The 24303-nt window shown below is 35.8% G+C and carries 20 protein-coding genes; 18 read left to right on the top strand and 2 right to left on the bottom strand.

What is annotated here, in order from left to right:
• Positions 1 to 31: 31 nt before the first annotated feature.
• Positions 32 to 1204, top strand: coding sequence for a molecular chaperone DnaJ (gene dnaJ / locus HMPREF3106_RS06585; RefSeq protein WP_005605523.1), 1173 nt, complete (start codon positions 32 to 34; stop codon positions 1202 to 1204).
• Between the two features lie 43 nt (positions 1205 to 1247).
• On the opposite strand, the gene HMPREF3106_RS06580 is transcribed toward dnaJ, so the two are convergent.
• Positions 1248 to 1742, bottom strand: a complete 495-nt coding sequence (locus HMPREF3106_RS06580) for a cupin domain-containing protein (RefSeq protein WP_070445228.1) — start codon at positions 1740 to 1742, stop codon at positions 1248 to 1250.
• A 116-nt stretch (positions 1743 to 1858) separates the two neighbouring features.
• Between HMPREF3106_RS06580 and mgtE the strand changes: the two genes are divergently transcribed.
• The 5 genes from mgtE (at position 1859) to HMPREF3106_RS06555 (ending at position 7835) form a co-directional block, all read left to right on the top strand.
• A complete protein-coding gene (mgtE, locus tag HMPREF3106_RS06575) occupies positions 1859 to 3190 on the top strand; it encodes a magnesium transporter (protein WP_070445225.1) in 1332 nt (443 codons plus the stop codon).
• A gap of 49 nt (positions 3191 to 3239) precedes the next feature.
• On the top strand, positions 3240 to 5069 hold the full coding sequence (gene lepA, locus HMPREF3106_RS06570) for a translation elongation factor 4 (protein WP_070445222.1): 1830 nt from the start codon (positions 3240 to 3242) through the stop codon (positions 5067 to 5069).
• A 59-nt stretch (positions 5070 to 5128) separates the two neighbouring features.
• Positions 5129 to 6487, top strand: coding sequence for an MATE family efflux transporter (locus HMPREF3106_RS06565; protein WP_070445218.1), 1359 nt, complete (start codon positions 5129 to 5131; stop codon positions 6485 to 6487).
• 105 nt (positions 6488 to 6592) lie between these two features.
• Positions 6593 to 7480 (top strand): fructokinase ScrK, encoded by an 888-nt coding sequence (gene scrK / locus HMPREF3106_RS06560; RefSeq protein WP_070445215.1) that lies wholly within the window; start codon positions 6593 to 6595, stop codon positions 7478 to 7480.
• Between the two features lie 121 nt (positions 7481 to 7601).
• Positions 7602 to 7835 carry a YneF family protein gene (locus HMPREF3106_RS06555; RefSeq protein WP_005605509.1) on the top strand — a complete coding sequence of 78 codons (234 nt, stop codon included), beginning with the start codon at positions 7602 to 7604 and terminating at the stop codon, positions 7833 to 7835.
• 61 nt (positions 7836 to 7896) lie between these two features.
• On the opposite strand, the gene HMPREF3106_RS06550 is transcribed toward HMPREF3106_RS06555, so the two are convergent.
• On the bottom strand, positions 7897 to 8520 hold the full coding sequence (locus HMPREF3106_RS06550; protein ID WP_070445212.1) for a lysophospholipid acyltransferase family protein: 624 nt from the start codon (positions 8518 to 8520) through the stop codon (positions 7897 to 7899).
• 139 nt (positions 8521 to 8659) lie between these two features.
• Here HMPREF3106_RS06550 and HMPREF3106_RS06545 point away from each other — a divergent pair, with 139 nt between their 5' ends.
• The 12 genes from HMPREF3106_RS06545 (at position 8660) to HMPREF3106_RS06490 (ending at position 24261) form a co-directional block, all read left to right on the top strand.
• Positions 8660 to 9940: a hypothetical protein gene (locus HMPREF3106_RS06545; protein WP_070445209.1), complete on the top strand. Its 1281-nt coding sequence runs from the start codon at positions 8660 to 8662 to the stop codon at positions 9938 to 9940.
• A gap of 26 nt (positions 9941 to 9966) precedes the next feature.
• Positions 9967 to 11259 (top strand): hypothetical protein, encoded by a 1293-nt coding sequence (locus tag HMPREF3106_RS06540; RefSeq protein ID WP_070445206.1) that lies wholly within the window; start codon positions 9967 to 9969, stop codon positions 11257 to 11259.
• A gap of 14 nt (positions 11260 to 11273) precedes the next feature.
• Positions 11274 to 11687 carry a hypothetical protein gene (locus HMPREF3106_RS06535; protein ID WP_070445203.1) on the top strand — a complete coding sequence of 138 codons (414 nt, stop codon included), beginning with the start codon at positions 11274 to 11276 and terminating at the stop codon, positions 11685 to 11687.
• Positions 11688 to 11850: 163 nt separating this feature from the next.
• Entirely contained in the window at positions 11851 to 12621 is a 771-nt protein-coding gene (gene rpsB, locus HMPREF3106_RS06530) for a 30S ribosomal protein S2 (RefSeq protein WP_039848780.1), read from the top strand.
• Positions 12622 to 12736: 115 nt separating this feature from the next.
• On the top strand, positions 12737 to 13618 hold the full coding sequence (tsf, locus tag HMPREF3106_RS06525; RefSeq protein ID WP_070445202.1) for a translation elongation factor Ts: 882 nt from the start codon (positions 12737 to 12739) through the stop codon (positions 13616 to 13618).
• A gap of 77 nt (positions 13619 to 13695) precedes the next feature.
• Positions 13696 to 14418, top strand: coding sequence for a UMP kinase (gene pyrH, locus HMPREF3106_RS06520; RefSeq protein ID WP_070445197.1), 723 nt, complete (start codon positions 13696 to 13698; stop codon positions 14416 to 14418).
• Between the two features lie 3 nt (positions 14419 to 14421).
• Complete coding sequence (frr, locus tag HMPREF3106_RS06515; RefSeq protein WP_049555424.1) at positions 14422 to 14982, top strand: ribosome recycling factor; 561 nt, start codon at positions 14422 to 14424, stop codon at positions 14980 to 14982.
• Positions 14983 to 15034: 52 nt separating this feature from the next.
• The gene (locus HMPREF3106_RS06510) at positions 15035 to 15679 is read left to right on the top strand and encodes a thermonuclease family protein (protein ID WP_049555425.1); all 645 of its coding nucleotides are present in this window, start codon (positions 15035 to 15037) and stop codon (positions 15677 to 15679) included.
• A 126-nt stretch (positions 15680 to 15805) separates the two neighbouring features.
• Positions 15806 to 16042 carry a glutaredoxin-like protein NrdH gene (gene nrdH, locus HMPREF3106_RS06505; RefSeq protein ID WP_070445193.1) on the top strand — a complete coding sequence of 79 codons (237 nt, stop codon included), beginning with the start codon at positions 15806 to 15808 and terminating at the stop codon, positions 16040 to 16042.
• A 126-nt stretch (positions 16043 to 16168) separates the two neighbouring features.
• Complete coding sequence (locus tag HMPREF3106_RS06500) at positions 16169 to 19738, top strand: PD-(D/E)XK nuclease family protein (protein WP_070445190.1); 3570 nt, start codon at positions 16169 to 16171, stop codon at positions 19736 to 19738.
• The gene (addA, locus tag HMPREF3106_RS06495) at positions 19735 to 23430 is read left to right on the top strand and encodes a helicase-exonuclease AddAB subunit AddA (protein ID WP_070445187.1); all 3696 of its coding nucleotides are present in this window, start codon (positions 19735 to 19737) and stop codon (positions 23428 to 23430) included. Before HMPREF3106_RS06500 ends, addA begins: the two co-directional genes overlap by 4 nt.
• Before the next feature lie 204 nt (positions 23431 to 23634).
• Entirely contained in the window at positions 23635 to 24261 is a 627-nt protein-coding gene (locus tag HMPREF3106_RS06490; protein WP_070445183.1) for a DUF624 domain-containing protein, read from the top strand.
• Positions 24262 to 24303 lie beyond the last annotated feature (42 nt).

Here is a 24303-nt window from a genome sequence, read left to right as displayed (position 1 = left end):
GTAAACTAAGAAAGAAAAGGAGGGGCAATTAGTGGCCAAAAGAGATTTATATGAAATTTTAGGCGTATCCAAAGATGCCTCTGAAGCAGATATTAAGAAAGCTTATCGGAAATTATCTAAAAAATACCATCCTGATATTAATAAAGAACCTGGAGCGGATGAGAAATTCAAAGAAATCGCTGAAGCTTACGAGATTTTAGGTGACGCACAAAAACGTGCAGCTTATGATCAATACGGACACGCTTCTTACGATCCAAACTCTGGATTTAGTGGTGGCGGATTCGGTGGTGGATTTGATGGGTTCGGAGGATTTGGCGGTAATGGAAACTTTACTGGCGGATTCGAAGATATCTTTAGTAGTTTCTTCGGCGGTGGAGGCAGTCGTGCTGATCGTGCGAACATGCCACGCCAAGGGGCTGACCTTCAGTATGTCATGGATTTAACATTTGAAGAAGCTATCTTTGGTAAGGAAGAAACGATTCATTACCACCGTAGTGACGAATGTCAAACGTGTCATGGCACTGGTGCAAAACCTGGGACGCATCCAACGACTTGTTCTAAATGTCATGGTTCAGGTGTGATTAATGTTGAAAGAAATACACCATTCGGTCGTATGATGAGTCAAACAACCTGTGATGTGTGTCATGGTACAGGACAAGAAATCAAAGAAAAATGTCCAACCTGTCACGGCCATGGACAAGTAGATGAAACACATAAAGTCAAAGTGAAAGTCCCTGCAGGTGTTGAAGATGGAAACCAAATGCGCCTTCAAGGACAAGGGGAAGTAGGTTTCAATGGCGGTCCTTATGGTGACCTTTATGTCATCTTCCGAGTTGCTCAAAGTAAGACATTCAAACGTCAAGGAGCGGATATTTATTATCAACTTCATGTAAACTTTGCTCAAGCGGCTCTTGGAGATGAAGTAGACGTACCAACTGTACACGGTAAAGTGAAATTAAAAGTTCCTGCTGGGACACAATCAGGAACGATTTTACGACTACGTGGAAAAGGGGCTCCTAAACTACGTGGTACAGGAAACGGTGACCAACATGTTGAAGTCATCGTAGATACTCCTAAGAAACTGACAGATAAGCAAAGACAAGCTTTACAAGTATTTGCTAATGAGGAAGGAACGCAACTTCATAATGGTGAGGAGAATTTCTTCGACAAGATGAAGAACGCATTTAAGGATACATTTGAATAATAGAAAAAGAACTTAGCAACGAATATGCTAAGTTCTTTTTTTCTTATTTTGAAACGACAGCAAGACGACGAATGATCTCTTCGTGTTCCGCATAATTTTCTAATAATTCATCTTGGGTATAGAGTATAAAATCTTCGTATTCAAAACCAGGTGTAACGCTGCAACTCACAATCGCAAAATCTTCTTCGTTGTCCGATTCAATGGTAGATCCAAAGACGACTCCCGCAGGAACGGTGAATTGAAGTTTTTGACCTTCTCCTGGTCCGATTTCTACAGCTTCGTAAGTACCATTAGGATGAATCATATGTACGGTAAGGGCATGTCCAAAATGATAGTACCAAATTTCATCAGACGAGAGGAGATGGAAGTGGGATGGGTTTTGGTTCGTTAATAAAAATAAGATAGAGGTAGAAAGAGACCGGATGCGTCCGACAGGCAGTTCTACAGTTTCAACAGCTTTATACGTTTGTCTGAAATAACCACCTTCTACATGTGGTTCTAAGGCTAATTCTTCAATCCATTCTTCTTTCGTTTTCATAAGAGACCTCCTAAGTTATTTTCTTATATTATAGCGTAACTTTTTCTGCTTGTGAATTGTTGAGAGAATGGTAATTATGCTATACTGGTACTATTGGAAAAGAAAGGAGAAGAGTCATGAAAGATAATATTGCACTTATTGTTTCGAATAAAGATGTTAAGAAAATAAGAGAGCTTTTTAATGAGAATTATCCGATTGATATCGCTTTAGCGTTAGAAGAAGTGGATGATGACGTTTTAAAGAATTTCATGTTCTCTATCTCGAATACAAGACTTGCTTCGATTTTAGAAGTTGCTGAACCTGAATTCCAATTACGAATGCTTGAGAAATTACCATTTAGACGTGTAATTTTACTGTTCCAGCAAATGTCAAACGATGATGTCGTGGATATTTTAGGGAATTTACCAGTGGGAATACGTAAGCGTTACATCAAAATGATGAAGCAAAGTTCTCAAGATGATATTCAAACGATGTTAAATTACGCTCCGGATACTGCCGGGGGGATTATGACAACGGAGTACATTACGGTAAAAGAACACTTAACCGTAGAAGAAACTCTTTCTAAACTAAGAGAGATTTCTCCAAACTCAGAAATTATCAATATTATTTTCGTAACGAGTTTACAACGGAAATTAATTGGTTGGATTGATATACGTGATTTATTCACGCATGATTTAGATGAGAGTTTACACGATGTGATGCACACGAATATTATTTCCGTCTTACCAGAAGAAGACCAAGAAGAAGTGGCCCGTATTTCTACTAAGTATGACTTATCTGTAGTGCCAGTAGTCAATAAGCAAAATGTGTTACTTGGGATCATCACAATCGATGATATCGTTCACGTCTTACAAGAAGAGCACCACGAAGATATGTTATTAATTAGTGGGGTTGAAGGAACAGAACGAATCGGTGGACCTTTTAAAGAATCGATTCAAAAACGGACCCCTTGGCTATTAATCAACTTAATTACAGCCTTTATGGCAAGTGCGGTTGTCGGATTATTCCAAGACACGATTGAACAAGTTGTTGTTTTAGCGGTTGCCATGCCAATTATTACAGGGATGGGTGGGAATTCAGCTTCTCAAACATTAGCACTGGTTATTCAAGAAGTTGCAATTGGTCAACTAACTTGGGAAAAAGATAAAAAGTATGTATTAAATGAAATCTGGCTTGGATTAGTGAATGGGATTATTACAGGGATTTTTGCAGCGATTGCACTCTACATCCCATATCAAAACTTTTTCTTATCGATTATTGTCATTTTAGCAATGGCGATGAACTTGATGGTAGGTGCGTTCTTCGGCTTCTTTGTACCTTTATTCTTAAAGAAACTGAATTTAGACCCAGCCATTTCATCAACGATTTTTGTAACAACAGCTACAGACGTATTAGGATTTTTTATCTTCTTATACTTAGCTGAATTGTTCTTGCCATTATTAATTTAGTTTGATAGAATTATTTGAATTTTATTGTAGTAGTTTTAAGGAGTTATTCATGAATTTAGAACAAATGAAAGAAAGACAAAAGCGTATTCGAAACTTTTCGATCATCGCTCATATTGACCACGGAAAGTCTACATTGGCCGATCGTATCTTACAAGCAACTGATACTGTTGCTGACCGTGAGATGCAAGACCAATTATTAGACTCGATGGATCTTGAAAGAGAACGTGGCATTACCATTAAATTAAACGCTGTGGAATTAACTTATGATGCTAAAGATGGCACAGAGTATATCTTCCATTTAATTGATACGCCAGGGCATGTGGACTTCACTTACGAAGTTTCACGTAGTTTAGCAGCTTGTGAAGGGGCCATTCTTGTAGTAGATGCTGCTCAAGGAATTGAAGCACAGACTTTGGCAAATGTATATTTAGCAATTGATAATGATTTAGAAATCATTCCTGTTATTAATAAAATCGATCTTCCTGCGGCGGACCCTGAACGCGTACGAACAGAAATTGAAGATGTTATTGGTATTGATGCTAGTGACGCGGTTTTAGCGAGTGCTAAAGTCGGGATTGGTATTCCAGAAATTTTGGAACAGATTGTAGAAAAAGTACCTGCGCCTACTGGTGATATTGAAGCACCCCTACAAGCGTTGATTTTCGACTCTGTCTATGATGCGTATCGCGGGGTTGTGCTAAATGTCCGTATTCAAAACGGGATTGTAAAACCTGGCGATAAAATTCAATTGATGAGTAATGGAAAGACTTTTGATGTAGTGGATGTTGGTATTTTCTCACCAAAACCAATCAGCCGTGATTACCTAATGGTTGGTGATGTTGGTTATATCACTGCATCTATCAAAACGATTCAAGATACTCGTGTAGGGGATACGGTTACTTTAGCGAATAATCCTGCTAGTGAACCTTTAGATGGATATCGTAAAATGAATCCAATGGTATACTGTGGTTTATATCCAATCGATTCATCGAAATATAATGACTTACGTGATGCTTTAGAAAAATTACAATTAAATGATGCTGCGCTTCAGTTTGAGGCAGAAACTTCTCAGGCTCTTGGATTTGGTTTCCGTTGTGGATTCCTAGGATTACTTCATATGGATGTTATTCAAGAACGCTTAGAGCGCGAATTCGATTTAGATTTAATTACAACAGCACCATCTGTAATTTATCATGTACAAAAAACAGATGGTACAGAGGTGATTGTATCAAACCCAGCTGAGATGCCGGACCAATCCAGTGTTCAATCGATTGAAGAGCCATACGTAAAAGCATCTATTATGGTGCCAAACGAATATGTAGGAAGCGTAATGGATATTTGTCAACGTAAGCGTGGTGTCTTTGTAACGATGGATTACTTAGATGAATACCGCGTGAATGTGATATACGAAATGCCACTTTCTGAAATTATCTTTGATTTCTTTGATTCGTTGAAATCAAGTACTAAGGGATACGCATCATTGGATTATGATTTAATCGGTTATAGACCAAGTAAGTTAGTGAAAATGGATATCATGTTAAATGGAGAAGTTGTCGATGCTTTAAGTATTATCGTTCATAAAGACTTTGCTTATGGACGTGGTAAAGCCATCACAGAAAAATTAAGAACTTTAATTCCACGTCAGCAATTCGAAGTTCCTATTCAAGCGGCTATTGGAAATAAGATTCTCTCACGTACAAATATTAAAGCCCTTCGCAAAAACGTGCTTGCAAAATGTTATGGAGGAGACGTTTCTCGTAAACGTAAATTATTAGAGAAACAAAAAGAAGGGAAGAAACGTATGAAGCAAGTGGGGTCTGTTGAAGTTCCACAAGAAGCTTTCATGTCGGTTCTAAACTTAAACGAAGAAGAAAAATAATGAGTTGTAAAAAGGCGTCAGGTGCGCCTTTTTACTTTGAATTTGAAAGGAGATTATGAATGGATAAAGAACGTCAACATTTTTATCGGCAAATGCTTGCTATTGCAATCCCTGTATCTCTTCAAAGCTTATTAACGTCTTTCTTAAATACATTAGATACAATAATGATTTCTTCTCTGGGGGATGCGAGTATAGCAGGTGTAGGGCTTGCGAACCAAGTGTTTTTTCTATTCACGTTAATTTGCTTTGGGATTCATACAGGATCTGCAGTACTCTTCTCTCAATATTGGGGAGTACGAGATACAAAGAAAGTTCAAGCAGTTAATCAAATGAGTTTACTCCTATCTACTGCAGTCAGTGTTGTATTTATGCTTCTTGGTATACTATTTCCTCAAGAAATCTTACGTTTATTTACTCAGGATCCGCTAGTGGTTCAAGCTGGAGGAGATTACTTACGAGTAGCTGCTTTAAGTTATGTATTTACAGCTTGGAGCTTTGCGATGACAAATGCACTTCGTACGACAGGAAGTCCTAAAGTTCCTCTAGTTGCCACCATTTGTAGTTTTATCACAAATGCTTTCTTTAACTATGTTTTTATCTTTGGTAAGTTTGGGGCACCTGCACTTGGAGTCGTTGGAGCTGCAGTGGCGACTTTAATTGCTCGTATGGTTGAAGTGGGTGTGCTCTTTGGAGTTGTGAGTTTTTATAACGGACCAATTCATTTACCTATTGGACGTTATTGGTCTAAAATTTCAAGAGGTTTTTGGATGAGTTTTTGGGTAACAACATTCCCAGTCATTGTCAATGAAACTTTCTGGGCATTAGGACAAGTCTTTTATAGTGCGGCTTACGCAATGGTAGGAACTCAAGCAACCGCTGCTGTTCAAGTTGCCGTTGCTGTACAAAATCTATCGTTTATTTTAGTACGGGGTGTGGGTAGTAGCTGTAGCATAATGTTAGGAAACCGAGTGGGACGGAATGAACTGGAACAAGCTCAACAGGAAGCCAACCGCTTTTTAATGATTTCTCTTGTTATTGGAGTAGTCATTGGAGCTATTCAAAGTTTAACACCGCAATGGACTTTATTAATGTTTGCTCATTTAAGCCCAGAAGTATTTGAACTTGGAATGCAATTACTTCAAATTATGGGAATTATTTTTGTATTTAAAACTTTAAATTCAATTATTCTTGTCGGTATTTTACGTGGTGGAGGAGATACACAATACGGCATGAAACTTGAAATGGCTTGTGTGTGGCTAGTGGGTGTTCCATTAGCATTACTTGCAGCAGCAATTTGGCATTTTCCAGTACAACTGGTCGTTATCTGTGCAGGAGCAGAGGAACTATGTAAAGCCGTAATTGGATTAAAACGAGTTTTTTCAGGAAAATGGATTCACAGATTGGTAGAAGCTTCATAAGAATTTTTAACGGATTATGACGGACTTATTCTAAATAGGTTCGTCTTCTTTTTTTAGGTTGAAATATGATACAATAATATAAAATAAATGAGGAGCTAAAGGCCTATGACAAACTTATATGGAAGCTTAGAAGCTGGTGGTACAAAGTTTATTTGTGCGGTAGCTGATGAAGAATTTAACACAGTTGAGGAACTTCAATTTCCAACGACAACTCCGCAAGAAACATTAAAGAAAACGGCAGATTTTTTTGCTAAGTTCAAAAATCTAGCAGCGATTGGAATCGGATCATTTGGACCAATTGATGTTGATCCAAAATCGAAAACATATGGTTATATCACAACAACCCCAAAACCTAATTGGGCAAATGTTGATGTGGTCGGAACATTAAAGAAAAGAGTAGATGTGCCTATCTATTTTACAACTGATGTAAACAGTTCTGCGTATGGAGAAGTCTATGCTCGTAATAACCGTGGGGAAAATATCGAAACGCTTGTCTATTACACAATTGGTACTGGAATTGGTGCAGGTGTAATTCAACGAGGTGAATTTATTGGAGGCACAAGTCATCCTGAGATGGGACATGTTTATGTTTGTAAGCATCCAATCGATGTTGCTAATAACTTCGATGGTGTTTGTCCTTTCCATAAAGGGTGTCTTGAAGGTCTAGCTGCTGGTCCAAGTTTAGAAGCACGTACTGGAGTTCGTGGGGAACATATAGATATTACGAGTGATGTATGGGATGTTCAGGCAAGTTATATTGCTCAAGCAGCCATTCAAGCAACACTAACTTTCCGTCCTGAAAAAATCGTATTTGGTGGGGGAGTAATGGCTCAAAATCATATGGTGGACCGAGTACATCGCATGTTTGAGGAATTACTAAACGGGTATGTACCAACGCCACCAGTGAAGGACTTTATTGTAACACCTGCCGTTGAGAATAATGGGTCAGCTACATTAGGTAACTTTGTATTAGCGAAAAGTTTAGTTCAGTAATTTTCTAAGTATCTAAAATTTATGAAATTAACTAATGGAAACTTTACCGCGAGGCTTTTCATTTTCTTCATAATTTAGTACAATAGTTAAGGATACACATATTGAAGGGAGAGAAAGCCAAATGTCAACAGGAGCATGGATTTTAATCGTGATTCTTGCTGCAATCGCAGGTGCGATCGGTGGTTTCTTTATCGCACGTCGTACAATGATGAATTACTTCGCAGAAAACCCACCATTTGATGAAGATATGATTCGTAGCATGATGACTCAAATGGGTCAAAAACCATCAGAACAAAAAGTTCGTCAAATTGCTGCTTCAATGAAAGCACAAGCTAAAAAAAGAGCTAAAAAATAAAGTCAAAAAACCATCGGAATACTCCGATGGTTTTTCTCGTTATACCGTATACGGTATAACGTTATTTTTTTACTGGTAATTCATATACATAATTTGGATCAATTTCTTTATCAAGTTCGTCAAATTTTTGAATAAGCACTTGATCGTAATTAGCAATTTCTTCTTTTGTTAGTTTTTGATCTGCAATATAAATAGGTTCACCGATTCTCACATGCATTTTTTGACGCTTGAGAATGTCTTTTAAACTGAGTGGGCCTTGATAGACCATAGGAACAATCGGCGCTTTAGCAAGACGCGCAATGGTTACTGCGCCGCCTTTCATTTCGTTTGAATAACGAGTCCCAGTAGGAAAGATAACAAGGGCTTTTTGATTTTCCTTAATTTGTTGGACAGGATATTTAATCGCGCTTGGTCCTGGTTTTTCACGGTTCACTGGGAAAGCACCAAGTTTTTTAATAAACCAAGCGAATGGTTTTGGTTTGAATAATTCTTGTTTTGCCATTAAGACAAGAGGTTGCGGATAAACAGCAATCGCCATCATCACAGGATCTAACCAAGAACGGTGAGGAGCAACAAGAACATATCCTGTATCTTTGGGTAACTTATCTTTTCCTTGGTAATCGCCAAAGCCATTGAGTAAAACAAGAAGGCCTCGAACAATCCATAAAGTGATTTTGTATATCATAGAATTCTCCTTTAGTTTCTCTGTAATTGTAGTATGCGTGAATTCAACGTTTTTTGCAAGTTCAAAACACTCATGGAAACCCTCTCTTTTTTCGTTATATATGGTATAATAATGGTAAGAATTTTACGGAGAATTTCCTATGAAAGAATATAAAATCAGTTGTTTTCGACTAAGTTTAGTCTTATTAGGGTATTTAATTTATAATCTTGTCTATTATATGCTTGATTATTCCGGAGGCTATGCGTTCTTTATTGTTTGGCCGATTTTCTTTTTATCTTTAGCCATGATTGTTTTAGGAAACATCTTACTTTTTAGAGACATCGTTAAATTAAGAGCTACTTATGAAAAGAATAAAATGATTCAAGTAACCAGTATGATTCAAGTCATCTCTGCTAGTATTGGTTTATGTTTCCAACTAACGAACTTAAGTGCAGGGATATTGTGGCCAATTAATTATGTCGAACATTATCCGCTTTTAGTTGGTACAAGCATCATTTATTCGGTTATTTTCATAATAGGCGTTATTCAAAAAAGAGCAATAGAGCAACAAGAAAAGTTGTCATCCGTTTTCAGTTTAGTTTTCGGGTTTTCCGTGGTCTTACTTTGTAACTTCTTATTATTCACGAATAGCAAGGCGTCTGTTTTTGATTCAAATAAACTATATGTAGAGGAGTTTAAAGATTTCGGCTTCACTGGAAAAGTTGAGGTTCGAGAAAAAACGCAATTAATTGAACCGTATGTTGGTTCTCGTACTAGTTTACATTATGATGAGAAATTATCGGATGGTAGTTTTTTCTGGGAGTTAATTGATGTTGTAGAAGTTCGAAGCGGGACTCACGTGACGAAACTAGACGATCAGCTTGCTGAAGAAATTAGTAAGTATCTTGAGACCGATGAGGAAAAACAGTTGTTCGATAAAGTAAAGAAACAAGAATTTCAATTTGTGCTATTCCTTTATAAGGACTTAATCAGAAAACGTAACATTGATACAGAACTAATCGATAAAGTTAATAATGCGGTTGGGTTTAAACTAGTAGAAAAATACGGTTTGAGTCTTTATCCAAAAAATCCTCCAGAGTTTTATAGCTTGATTATTAAAAACGCTCTGAAAAATAGAGCAAACGGGGATACTGAAGTCGCTGGTTTTTATAATATTGATGTCTTAAATAAAACGATGATTGCTCACTTTGGTTATGTGAATTACCTTGAGTTCGATCAATTCCTTAAGGATAAAAACGCAAGTCGTGTAGATTATCTTAAAAAGATACTATCTGAGATTCCATCTGGAACGCTTGAGGATGGGACTTATAAATTCACTGGCACGACAAAAGTTGATGGTAGAGATCAATTAGTGACGGTCACGATGGTAATTGAAAATGGAAGTAGTCATTTTGAACCAGATGAAATGAGAAAACCGTAATCTATGATAAGTAAGGAGGAGCTTTGATGAAACGAAATACAGTTAGTTTTTTTCGGCTGAGTTTAGTGATCATTGGATATTTAATCTATAATGTTCTTTTCTATTTGTATCCATCTGGAGAGTTTCCTTCTTTTGCATGGCTTTTTGTTATTGTATCGTGGGCACTGATTGCTTTTGGAAATCTCTTTTTACTCATTGATCCGATAAGATTAATGGTTGGATTTAAAGAGGATAGAAATATCAGGAATTCAAGTTTTATTCAGTTGGTTCTTGTAATTGTAAGCTACTTTATTCAGAGCGCGGATTTAATGAAAGGGAAGCTAAAGTTCATTGATTTTATGAATCATTTTTCTGAAACATTCGCTTTAAGTTTAATTCTTACATTGATTTTTATCATTGCGGTTTATCAAAAGCTATGGCTCCATAGAGAGGACAATAATGATGCAAAATACCATTTTGTATTTGGATTGTTTTTAATTATTATTACGAATATTTTGTTAGTATCAACTGCATTTTCATCGATTTCAGCACCATCACTTTTCAATTCTGGGAAAAACTATCCTCAAGAGTTTAAAGACTTCGGACTGAACGGAACTGTGAAAGTAAAAAATAAAAAGCATGCATTTGAATTTCCAGGATATGAAGTGAGTTTGGAATATACTGAACAGTTTTCGGACGGATATTCTTATTCAAAAAATTATACAATTTCTGAAGAGGCTGGAGATCAATATGAACTAGCGATTTCAAATGAGAATGTTCAAAAAATCAAGGAACTATTAACAACTGATAAAGAGCGCGAACGTCTTGATAAAGTGAAATATAAGGAGTTTAACTTCTTACTCACTCTTTATAAAGCGAAATTAAATAAATTAAAAGTGCCTTATACAATTGCTGATACCATTAATACAGCTTTTAAAGTGGAGCTGGTAAAAGAATCTAGAGTTGATTTTCATCCAACAGACGGGTATGAATTTACGGCATTTTTAATTTCCGAATCTCTTCGAAATGTCGAAAAAGGGAATCAAGACGCTGCTGGGTTTTACAATATTGATGTAAAGCAAGCGATGAAGAACGATCAAATTTACGCAAATATTGATCTCATTTTCTATTCTGAATTAACTTCTAAAGCGCAGAAAGCAGGGTTATCTAACCTAGAATACTTTAAAGAAGTACTAGAAGCATTACCAAGAGGCACCTTCTGGGATGGAGTCTATCAATTCAAGGGTAGTGCTGAGGTGAATGGAAAAACCAGAGATGTGATTAGTACTTTTGTTGTGGAAAATGGGTTAGGTTATTTTGAAGAAGATGAATTGAAATAGAAGAGGAGGTTTTTATGAATAATAAAAAGATTGAGTATATTAACTTATTACTTCCAACTATTCTTTATTTCGTCCTATTTATGCTTGAAGTTGTTATTGGTCATGGAATTACAAAAGCATTATTTACAGTTTATTTTATTGTTTTTATCATTTTGTTTTTTGTAATTCTATTTGCTGTATTGCGTGAACTCTATATTATTAACTTTGTAGTTGCAAAAGACAATGCAAAGGTCCGAATTCCAGGAACTATGGCGTTTGTTCTATTCTTATATTTTACATTTAACGAATTAAAATATCCTTTTACGGTAATTATACCATTTGAATCTATTGTTACTGGAAAAAGCGGAGCAGTATTAACGTTTGTACTCTTATTAGTATTTAATCTTTTGTGTTTAATGATTTACGTTTTCGCAGAAGGAAAACAATAGAATTTTCTTGCATTTTAAATAACTTTCATGTACAATCATTGATGGTGTAAAAACCAAAAAAATTCACACCTAATTGGATGTTAAGATTGGTGCTTCTTTTAGAAGAGGTCTTATCGCTGAAAATTGGGGAGGAAAATATAAACCAAATTGGAGGAAAACAAAAATGGCAGTTATTTCAATGAAACAATTGTTAGAAGCTGGTGTACATTTCGGTCACCAAACACGTCGCTGGAACCCTAAGATGAAGAGATACATCTTCACAGAAAGAAATGGTATCTATATCATCGACCTACAAAAAACTGTTAAATTAGTGGACGATGCATACAACTACATGCATGAAGTTGCTGAAAACGGTGGTATTGCATTATTCGTTGGTACTAAAAAACAAGCACAAGATGCTGTTAAAGACGAAGCAATCCGTTCAGGTCAATACTACGTTAACCATCGTTGGTTAGGTGGTACTTTAACTAACTGGGATACAATCCAAACACGTATCAAACGTTTGAAAAAAATCAAAGAAATGCAAGAAGACGGCACTTTCGAAGTATTACCTAAAAAAGAAGTTGGTATTCTATTAAAAGAATTAGACAAACTTGAAAAATACTTAGGTGGTATTAAAGATATGCCACGCATTCCTGATGTAATGTTTATCGTTGACCCTCGTAAAGAACGCATTGCTGTTCAAGAAGCTCACAAATTAAACATTCCAATCGTTGCTATGGTTGACACAAACTGTGATCCAGATGAAATTGATGTTGTTATTCCATCAAATGATGATGCTATCCGCGCGGTTAAATTAATCGTTGCTAAAATGGCTGATGCATTCATCGAAGGTAACCAAGGTGAAGACGTAGCAGTAGACGTTGAAGACTTAGATAAAGATACTTCATTAGAAGATATCGAAAAATTAGTTGAAGGCGACAACGCTGAATAATCACTAACTGTTAAGCTGTTTGAATCAGAAAGAGGCGAAATAGACTTTTCAATTCAAACAGCTTTTTTTAAAAAGTTCATAAAAATTTTAAAGAAATTTATAGGAGGAATTGAGAATGGCTCAAGTTACAGCTCAATTAGTAAAACAATTACGCGATATGACTGGCGTAGGTATGATGGATGCTAAAAAAGCATTAGTTCAAGTTGAAGGAGATATCGACAAAGCAGTTGATTTCTTACGTGAAGCAGGATTGGCAAAAGCTGCTAAAAAAGCAGACCGTATCGCTGCTGAAGGGATTACTAATGTATTAGTAGAAGGAAACCGCGCAGTTATCTTAGAAGTGAATGCTGAAACTGACTTCGTTGCTAAAAACGATAAATTCCAAGCATTAGTTAAAGAAGTTTCTGAAGCAATCTTAAAAGCAAACCCTGCTACATTAGAGGAAGCTCTTGAAGTTGAAACTCCAAACGGAAAAATTTCTGATGTGATTGCTGAAGCTACTACAGTTATCGGTGAAAAAATCACTTTACGTCGTTTTGAAATCGTTGAAAAATCTGATGCAGATGCTTTCGGTGCATACTTACACATGGGCGGACGTATTGGTGTGTTAACAGTTGTTGAAGGTTCTACTGATGAATCAGCAGCTAAAGATGTTTCAATGCACATCGCTGCAATCAACCCTAAATATATTGACCGTTCACAAGTTTCTGAAGAAGAATTAGAACATGAAAAGAAAGTTCTTACTGAACAAGCATTAAACGAAGGCAAACCAGCTAACATCGTAGAAAAAATGATCGCTGGACGTTTAAATAAATTTTTAGCTGAAATCAGCTTAAACGATCAACCATTTGTTAAAGATCCAGATCAAACAGTTTCTAAATTCGTTGCTTCTAAAGGCGGAAAAGTTAAATTATTCCACCGTTATGAAGTTGGTGAAGGTTTAGAAAAACGTGTTGATAACTTCGCTGAAGAAGTAATGGGACAAGTTAGAAAATAATTATTGTTGAAGATAGGGAATATGGTAGTCCACTACCCGCTATTCCCTTTTTTTATAAAGATTAAGGAGACAAAGCAATGGTTGAACCAAAATATAAACGTGTGGTTTTAAAATTAAGTGGTGAGGCTTTAGCTGGCCAAGCAGGCTTCGGGATTAATCCACCAACGATTAAAGAAGTTGTTAAAGAATTAAAAGAGGTTCATGATCTTGGTGTTGAAATCGCAATTGTTGTTGGCGGTGGTAACATCTGGCGTGGAATTACTGGTGAAGAAGTTGGTATGGAGCGTGCTCAAGCAGACTATATGGGAATGTTAGCAACTGTTATGAATGCATTAGCACTTCAAGATGCTTTAGAAAACGTAGGAGTTCCAACGCGTGTTCAAACTTCTATCGATATGCGCCAAATTGCTGAACCTTATATCCGTCGTAGAGCTGTTCGTCACTTAGAAAAAGAACGTGTTGTGATCTTTGCCGGTGGTACTGGGAATCCGTACTTCTCAACAGATACAGCCGCTGCTTTACGTGCTGCTGAAATTGAAGCAGATGCAATTTTAATGGCGAAAAACAATGTAGATGGTGTTTATAGTGCTGATCCACGTGTAGACGTTAATGCGAAGAAATACAATGAATTAACACACTTAGATGTTATTCAAAAAGGCTTAAAAGTAATGGATACGACTGCAAGCTCACTTTCTATGGATAACAATATTCCATTAGTGGTGTTTAATTTAAATGAACCAGGAAATATTAGACGCGTTGTATTAGGGGAGAACATTGGTACAACAGTTAGGGGGAAATAGGATATGTCAACTAGCGAAATTTTAGCTCATACAAAAGAGCGTATGAAAAAATCTGAAGATGCGCTTCAACGTGAATTAGGTTCAATCCGTGCGGGACGCGCGAATGCAAGTCTTTTAGACCGTCTAGAAGTGGAATATTACGGAGCATTAACTCCCGTAAACCAATTAGCTTCAATTACAGTTCCTGAAGCTCGCATGCTTTTAATTACTCCTTATGACAAATCTTCATTAAATGACATTGAACGTGCAATTTTGATGAGCGATATCGGAATTACTCCAACAAGTGATGGTTCCGTAATTCGTTTAATTATTCCGCAATTAACAGAAGAACGTCGTAAAGAATTAGCTAAACAAGTAGGTAAAGAAGCTGAGAGTGCAAAAGTTAGCGTACGTAATATTCGTCGTGATGCAATTGACCAAGCGAAAAAAGCTGAGAAAGCTAAAGAAATTACTGAAGATGAATTACACACACTTGAAAAAGACATCCAAAAAGTTACGGATGACAGTGTTAAGAACATTGACAAATTAGCTGCAACTAAAGAGAAAGAACTTTTAGAAGTATAATTTGAATAAAAAGGGGCATTTGCCTCTTTTTTATTTATAAAGGAGAAGGGTAATGACACAAAAACAATGGAAAATGATTAGTACTATTATTTCAATTATTATCTTAATCGTATTTGCGCTTTATAAAGCTTTTGGAGAGCAAAAAGCTATCAACAAATCAAATGCTCATTCTTCGTCCAAAACCTCTCAGAATACGTCTAATTCTTCTTTTACGGGAAAAAACTTTGATTTCTTTGAAAGTATGAAAAAGTATCCTTTTAAATATGTGTACGGAGCTGATGGAGATACATTCCACCTCAGTTATGAAGGAAAAGAGTTCAAAGTTCGCTTATTGATTGTAGATGCGCCTGAAACTGCTAAAGAGGGAAAAGAAGCACAACCATTTGCGGATGAGGCGAAGAAACGTACTGAAGAATTGTTGAAGAATGCAAAGAAAATTGAAGGAAGTTTCGATGTCGGGGACCATGCAGATAAGTATGACCGTGCATTAATGTACGTATATGTGGATGGTAAGTTACTTCAAGATATTCTAATTGAAGAAGGGCTTGCGAGAGTTGGTTATGCATATGAACCCAATACAAGTTTATTAAAGCAATTCCAAGAAATTGAAAAGAAAGCAAAAAAACAAAAGAAAAATATATGGGAAAAAGAGGGATATGTAACGAATAAAGGTTATGATATCAGCGTTTATAAGTAATTTGTGAAAAACTATATATTGTGTTGAAAATGGATATTGTATTTTCATAAGAACTATATATTGTATTTTGAAGCAAAATGATGTATGATAACTTCTGTCAGAAAAAATAAAAGGGGGAGAAGTAATATGTCAAATCGCAATATTATTCTTTATTCTAAACCAAATTGTATGCAATGTAATTTTACAAAACAATTTTTTGAAAATAACAATGTGGAATTCATTGTAAAAGATGTTTTCGAGTCAGAAGAGGCTTTAGCAGAAGTGAAGGAATTAGGGTTCCAATCATTACCTGTAATTGTTGCTGATGGCGTTGAACCATTCTTTGGATTCCGTCCCGATCTTTTAGAAAAATTAGTGGGATAATTTTATTTTTATATGGAAAAACACTTTTAGTAGAAAACTACTAAAGGTGTTTTTTTATTGAAATAAATAGCCGTATTTGTTTGATTTCATGATATACTAAAGAAGACTTTAAGTGGAGGGATAATGATGGAATTTAAAGCTGTAATTTCAAAAAAATCAACCAATAAATCAAAGATGATTGCTGAACGTTTTTCAAATTGGTTGAAAGAAAAAGAAACACACCAAGTGTTCTATATCGTTCCAGATCATATTAAATTTACTGCTGAAATGGAAATGATTCGAAATGTCGGAGAGTTGTTATCGAATTCAACCAACCGAAGTTATGCTTCTACGAGACTACAAGTTTATAGTTTTAAACGTTTATTATGGTATCTCCTTCGTAATGAAGCTATTACAGAAAAGATTTCCATTTCAAAAGTAGGAATTACAATGCTTTTGAAATCTATTTTGGAGGAACATTCTGACGAACTATTACTCTTTAAAAACGAAGCTCGTCATAAAGGTTTTCTTGAACAACTAAGCAAAGTAATGAATGAATTACAATCAGGAGGAATTGAAATTGAGGATTTCTCAAGCTTTTTTGAAGCAACCAACCCTACTGAAAATGAGCAACGATTAAAGGAATTTGGAATTATTTATCGTTACTATACGAATGCACTCAAACAAGATTTTGTTCACCAAGAAGAAAGTTATGCCCAGTTATGTTGTGTCATTGCTTCTAAAGATTTATCCAATACCTTTATTGCGATTGATGAAATGGTTACGTTATCGAAGGCTGAAATGGAAGTAATTGAAGCTTTAGTGAGAAGTGGTGCCACTGTTGAATTTCATGCTACATTAACAACTTATGGTGTACATACTGCCAAGAATGAAATAGGAGATTCACTGTTTACTTCAAATAGAATTCTCCTGGAGAGACTCTCAAGATGGATCAATAGAGGAGATGACTTAGCACGCATCATCGAATGGGAAAATACTGAATCTATCTTTGGTGAAGAATTTAAAGAGGTGGAACAGTTCTGGCTAGAAACAAATGGTGGACTTCCAAAGGTGAAAAGAACACCAGAACAAAAAATTCCATTACAAAAGATTACTTTTACTAAATATACGGACGAAAGAGAAGAGTACCAAGAAACTTTTGCCCAAATTAAAAGAATGGTGCAAACTGGAAAAGTTCGCTACAAAGATATCCAAATTTTAGGACGTAATTTAGAAGAGAATCATTTATTCTTAGAATCGCTTTTAAAGCAATACGATATTCCTGGATTTATCGATTTATCAGATTCTATGGAACATCATCCAATCATTCAAGTACTAGACGCGCTTTTTGCTATTTGGCAATATGATTGGCGTTATGCCGATATTATGAGTCTTCTTCGTAGTGAATATGTCTTATGGCATAAAGATGATGAAACTTCACTTAAGGACCAATTACAAGCGTTTAGACAACAATTAGATGAAACAGAAACGGTTATTCTTGCAAATGGTTACGAAGGGTATCAATGGACAAACGGAAAACCGTGGGCGTATGTGGAAGATTCCATTGACGAAGATTCGAAAGTGGAACAGACTGATAAAAATACACGAGTTCTACTAAAAGCAGAGCAACTTCGCGATGAATTAACAAGTGTATTATTACCTGCATTCAAAAAAATAGAACAAGCAGCTACAACGAAAGAAGCTGTTTCTGTACTATATCAATTACTATTAACTTTAGGCGTTGATCAATCCTTTATTTATTGGAGAGATGTTGCTGCTGAAGAAGGAGATGTAGAAACAGCTAGACGTCAAGAACAAGTTTGGTCCGAATTTATCCGATTGCTAGATGAATATATTTATATTTTTGGTGAAAAATCCTTTGATTGGGAAACTTTTATGATGTTACTTCATACTGGTTTTGAACAAACGCACTATAATTTAGCACCATCTACATTAGATGAATTAACCATTACTGGGATGGATTCCGTTCGTTATACACCGAAGAAAATCACTTTTGCAGTAGGGCTCTCGCAAGGTGTAATGCCACGAAATATCGATGAAACAGGATTATTAACCGACGACGAACGTGAACTTTTTTCGAGCCAGCTAGATAGTGGACGCTTCCTTGCGCCAACAACAGGTCAACTGCAATCCGTTGAGCCGTTTGTATTCTATCAGTTACTCATGAGCGCAACAGATCACCTATATCTCTCTTGTGCTATTTCTAAAGATGGTAAGGAACAACTGGTTTCAAATTTCATTCAACGTTTATTAAAACACTATGAACTAGAAGAAATGGATGGGTCGTTGAACCGACAAAACCGCTTAGAACAAGGTGATTTCGTTGTTCCATATGAACTCTTTACAACGCTTCTATTGAAGATGAGAGCAAACAAGTTCAAAGAAAAAGAAGAGATTGATTTCTTGTGGAAATTAATTCCGCATTTACTAAAAGTTGACGCCACATTCAGCGCTAACTATCACGCATTACTAGCGTCTGTCTTTAGATTGAATGTAGCAAGTAAATTGCCACTTTCTCTTGCGCAAGAGCTTTATGGAAATCAATTAAATTTATCAACATCTCAAATTGAAACGTACTATAAAGATCCATTTAGTCATTTCTTACAATACGGATTAAGACTGAAAGAACGTCAAGAATTTGAGCTTTCACCAGCCAATACTGGTGAATACTTCCATGAATTCTTTGATCAGTTTATTAAAGAGTTAAATGCACGTGGGATATCTCTAAGAGACTTAACGTTAGAGCAAAAGTTGGCTATTGAAAAAGATATCTTCAATCAAATGAAAGACAATCCGAAATTTGCGATTTTAGCCTCTTCTAGACGTTTAAACTTTGTCCAAGGATTGTTACACCAAACTCTAATGCAAACGACAAATGCGCTTCAAAAACAAGCCTTAGCGCTAGAGACAAAACCTTGGATGACTGAAGTGGTATTCGGGACTTCTGGAAACTACCCAATTTATATTCCAATTGGTAAGGATCAGTCGATTCATTTACGTGGGAAGATTGACCGTATCGACTTACTACAAGCAGATAATGGAATTTTTAACGGAATTATTGATTATAAATCTTCTGAACAAAAATTCGAAATCGCTAAACTCATTGCAGGAGTTCAAATCCAACTATTAACGTATTTAAAAGTTTCAGAAGAAATCATTCGCAGTGAAAAAGGCGTAATTCCAACGCCTTTAGAAGCAAGCTATATCCATGTGCATAATCCTAAATTCAGCATTAAAGAAGTGCCAACGGAAGATAAGTTTATGCAAGAATGGACAAAAGCGTTTAAACACCGTGGATTAATCAATTCTGATGAGATTGCTAGACTTAATCCAGAATTAGTTGAGACGAGTAAGTCGAATGTCTTGAATGTTGCTCTTAAGAAAGACGGAGGCATTAGTGCAACTTATAAAAATGGTGTTTATACGACAGAAGAATTGAAGTTATTCAAAGATTTCGTATGGGAAAAGATTCAAGAAGCAGGTAAAGGAATCCTATCTGGGGATATCACACTAGCTCCTTACGAGGACTTTAAACAATATGCAGATTCTGTATCCGGTAAATTTAGTAGTATTGCACAGTTCGATGCTACAAAACCAGAAAATAGATATCGTACTCTTCCTAAATTTGAAAAAGAAGAGGGAATTACATTTATTCAAGACGAATTACAAGAGAAGAAAGGAGAGACAGAAGAATGATTCCAGAGAAACCAAAAGGATTACAAGCAACCCCTGATCAATGGAAAGCGATAGCTACTCGTGGGAACAATCTTCTTGTTTCTGCCTCAGCTGGTTCAGGGAAAACAAAAGTTCTTGTAGAACGGATTCTCATGCATATCCAAGAGGGGATCGACATTAATGAGTTGCTAGTTGTAACCTTTACAGAACTTGCAGCAAAAGAAATGAAGGAGCGTCTTCGTTCTAAATTAGAAGAAGCGATTGAAAAATCAACGGATGAAGTTCTTCAGCAACGTTTCTCTAAACAATTACAACTGATTCCGTCTGCTATGATTTCAACAATCCATAGTTTCTGTATGAAGGTGATTCGTCGTTATTTCTATTTAGCAGGGATTGACCCCGTATTTACGATGATGGATGAAATTGAAGGGCAACTATTGCAAGAAAAGGTCTGGAGAGCGTTGGAAGAAGAGCTTCTTGAACAACCAGAATATGAAGAAGTATTTGCAACATTCTCAAACGATCGCTCTGACGATGGCATTACTAATACTGTTTACCATCTATATCAATATTCTCGTTCAAAAAGAGAACCTAAAACATGGTTATCGAATTTAACGCAGAACTATGCTGTAGGAACTGATTATGCTTCAACACCTTTTGTTAAAACATACGTGAAACCGGCACTCATTGAAGAATTAACTTATCTCATCGCTCAATATAATCAACTTCTTAAAGAAATTGAACTTCTTGGAGCACCGAAGCATCAAGCAGTTTTAGAAGATGATTTAGATTTTGTTAAAGCTGTTCTGGTACATATCCAAGAAGAATCCTATGTTTTTGCGTATCAAACATTCGAAGATAGAAAATTTAAGAACTGGTCTACAGCTAAAGTGGATGAAACCGTTAAAGAAAGCCTAGATGAGATTAAAGCGATTCGTGAAGGTTTGAAAAAAGACTTCCAAAAGATCAAAGAGGATTACTTTGTGATTTCGCCAGAAGTTCAGCTTCAACAATTGACGAAAGTGAATCGAATTCTATCGAAGCTATCAGATATTGCAGTGATGTTCTATGACCGTTTCCAGGATGAAAAGCATCAGTTAAACAAGCTCGATTTCTCAGATTTAGAGCATGATACTTTGAGAATTTTGACGAAATTGGATCAAAATGGGTTAAAGATTGCTTCAGAATACTATCAAAATCACTTTAAAGAAGTCATGGTAGATGAGTATCAAGACGTTAACCGTGTCCAAGAAGCGATTTTAGAGCTCGTAAGTAAGCCTGTTAACCGTTTTATGGTAGGTGACGTGAAACAATCTATTTACGGCTTCCGACTAGCAGACCCGTCTCTTTTCCGCGAAAAATACGAAGCGTATGCCGAAGGAAAGAGTGGGGAGAGAATCGTCCTAGCAGAGAATTTCCGTTCTAGAGATGAAGTTCTTTCCTTTACGAATAAAGTTTTCCAACAAATTATGAATAAAGAGTTGGGACAAGTGGAATATGACGATGTCGCTGCATTAAAAACAGGGAATCTTTCATATTCTCAAGATGATGATAAATCCAGTGAAATTATTTTAATTGAAGATGTGGATTTAGATGAAAGCACGGACGATTTAGAAGATGCTGAAGGGTTCGAAAAGGTAGAAAATGAGATTCATTATGTCGCTCAACGCATTCAAGAGATGATTCATACTCCTTTTGAAGTGATGAATGATAACGCGGATGCCAAACGTCCAGTAAATTATGGAGACTTCGCCATCCTTTCATCTACAAAGAGTAATAATGATAAAATCGAATCTATTTTTGCAGCATATGGGATTCCAGTGAACGTTCAAAAGGCGCAATCGTACTTTAAACGTACTGAAATTACGACAATGGTTTCTTTACTAAAAGTGATTGATAATCCATTACAAGATATTCCATTAGTTGCTGTATTGCGTTCTGGACTTGTTGGATTAGACGAAATCGCATTAGCTCATATTCGTACAACATCCAAAAATACAAGTTACTATGAAGCTGTTTGTCAATTTATTTCTGATTTTAAACTCAAGGACGTAGACTATTATGATTCTAAGCAACAATTAGCGCTTAAAGAACGTCTTGAAGGCTTTTTAACATTATTAAATAAATGGAGAGACAGCGCTAATAACGAATCGATTGCTCAGTTAATTTGGGAAATTTATATGGATACTCATTATTTGGAATATGTTCATGGACAGTCCAATGGTACGCAAAGAGCTGTAAACTTGCATGCATTATATGAACATGCCCATCAATATGAATCCAGCAGTTTTAAGGGCGTTCGTAACTTTATTCGCTTCATTGAAGCTCTTCAAAAGAAAGAAAAAGATCTAGATGAAGCGCCAATTGCAACGGATTCAAATGCTGTTCAAGTGATGACGATTCACGCAAGTAAAGGGTTGGAATTCCCAGTCGTATTCTTAATCGATACGAATCGTAAATTTAACATGCAAGACTTAAAAGCATCTATTATGTGCTCTGATGAGATTGGTGTAGGTACAAATTACTTTGACTTAAATACTCGTATTACGTATCCAACTGTACAAGCTGTAGCCACAAGAAACTTCGAGAAAAAGAAATTGTTATCCGAAGAAATGCGTAAATTGTATGTAGCAATGACCCGTGCACGTGAAAAGCTAATTATTGTAGGTACGCTTAAAAACTACGAGTCATTTAAGAAGAAATATGCTTTTTTAACAAACGAATCTAGTGAAATTTTACCGTATCAAGCACGATTCAAAAGCAGTACATTCCTTAATTGGATGCTACTGAGTGCGATTCGCGAACAATACAAGATTACTCCTGAAATTGTTGCTAAGGCGGATATTGTATCTAATAGCAAACACTATATCCATGAAATCAGTGATAAGGAAGTCTTCCAAGAAGATTGGCATGAATATTATAATGAAGCCAATTCTCCGGGTGAATTGAAGAGTCGAGTTCAAAGAATTCTAAAAACCATTCAACAAGATTACCAGTTTGACGTTGAAAGCAAGACAACAAGCTATCAAAGTGTGTCTGAATTAAAACGTGTACTTGAAGATCCAATCATCGAAGAATTATCGCAAAATAGCTTGATAGAAGAGGGGAGAAGAGCCATTTATCTCTCTCCTACATTGGAACAACCACGCTTTATGGAAACTAGTTCAACAACTGTTTCTGGAGCTCAAAGAGGTAGCGCTCTTCACCTATTAATGCAGAAAGTTGACTTTTCAAGTACCATTACAATAGATTCGTTAGAACAAATACTTAGAAGTTTAGTGGAATCCAATGAAATTACACCAGAAGTTGCTGCAAAAGTTCCAGTGACACAAGCGTTCGAATTCTTCCAATCAACATTTGGTCAATGGATTGTTCAAAATTCACATGCATTAGTCCGTGAGCAAGCATTTTCATATGTACTTGAAGCTAGCAAATTCTTCAAATCGATTCAGACAAATGATTTGATGATGATTCACGGTATTATCGATGGATATGTCGAGTTAGACGATGAGATTATTGTATTTGACTATAAGACAGATTTTGTCGTAGATTCTATAGAAGGAATTCAAAGCATTGTCCGTAAATATAAGGACCAATTGAATATATACGCCGATGCATTAAGCATTAGTTGTAACAAAAAAGTTACAAAAAAAGTTCTATGTTTATTATCAATCAATAAGAATATAGATATCGATACATTAAAAGCTATATAACGTTATGGGCTCAGTGTTTCTTAAAAATGCTGAGCGTATTTTGTTGATGATGGAGGATATATTAACTTTCTGATGAACAACTTAGTATAATATATATTATGTAAACCTAATTATTTATTTGAAATAGAATAAAGAAACATCATTGCATTTTAAAGCCCCTCAACGTATACTATTAAAGTAATTAATTATTAAGGATGGTCTCTCATGCAATATAATCAAGACAGCAAGTTTTGGCATTTTGCTACATTAGTTGCTGATTTTATTTTATTAAATCTATTATTTATCGTTCTATGTATACCTGTTGTTACGATTGGTCCAGCAATTTCTGCCTTAATTCATACAACACTTAAACTTTCTGAGGATGAAAATCGAACTATTATCAAACCTTTCTGGAATGAATTTAAGCGTGATATCACTAAAAAGATGGTCTTATGGATTGTGTATTTAGTTTTAATCGCTGCTATGGTATATATGGCTCAATTCTACTGGAATTTTGCGAATAATAACGTTGATTTATTGAGAATTATCGGGTTTATGTTATTTGTGTTATCAGCGTTGATTTTAGTTGCAACTATTGTAGCTTCAATTATTGGTCTTGCAATGACGACAAGATATTTCAGTCCGATTAAACGATTAGTAAAGAATAGTTACTTATTAATTATTGTATTGCCGATTCAGGCTTTTATTATGGCTGCAGTTTTAGTAGCTTCAACCTTATTCTTTATCTATCAAACGGTGCCTGTCTTATCATTTTTCCTTGTAATTGGTTTTGCTGCTTTAGCTTATAGCTTTGCACCTTTAGTTCGTGAGTTTTTCACAAAAGTAAAATAGATATCTTTATGGCTCTTTGTCAAATAGTGTTGATGAAGAATT

This window comes from Granulicatella sp. HMSC31F03 (assembly GCF_001807725.1).
Taxonomy (GTDB): Bacteria; Bacillota; Bacilli; order Lactobacillales; family Aerococcaceae; genus Granulicatella; species Granulicatella adiacens.
This window is presented reverse-complemented; position numbering and strand designations above follow the sequence as displayed.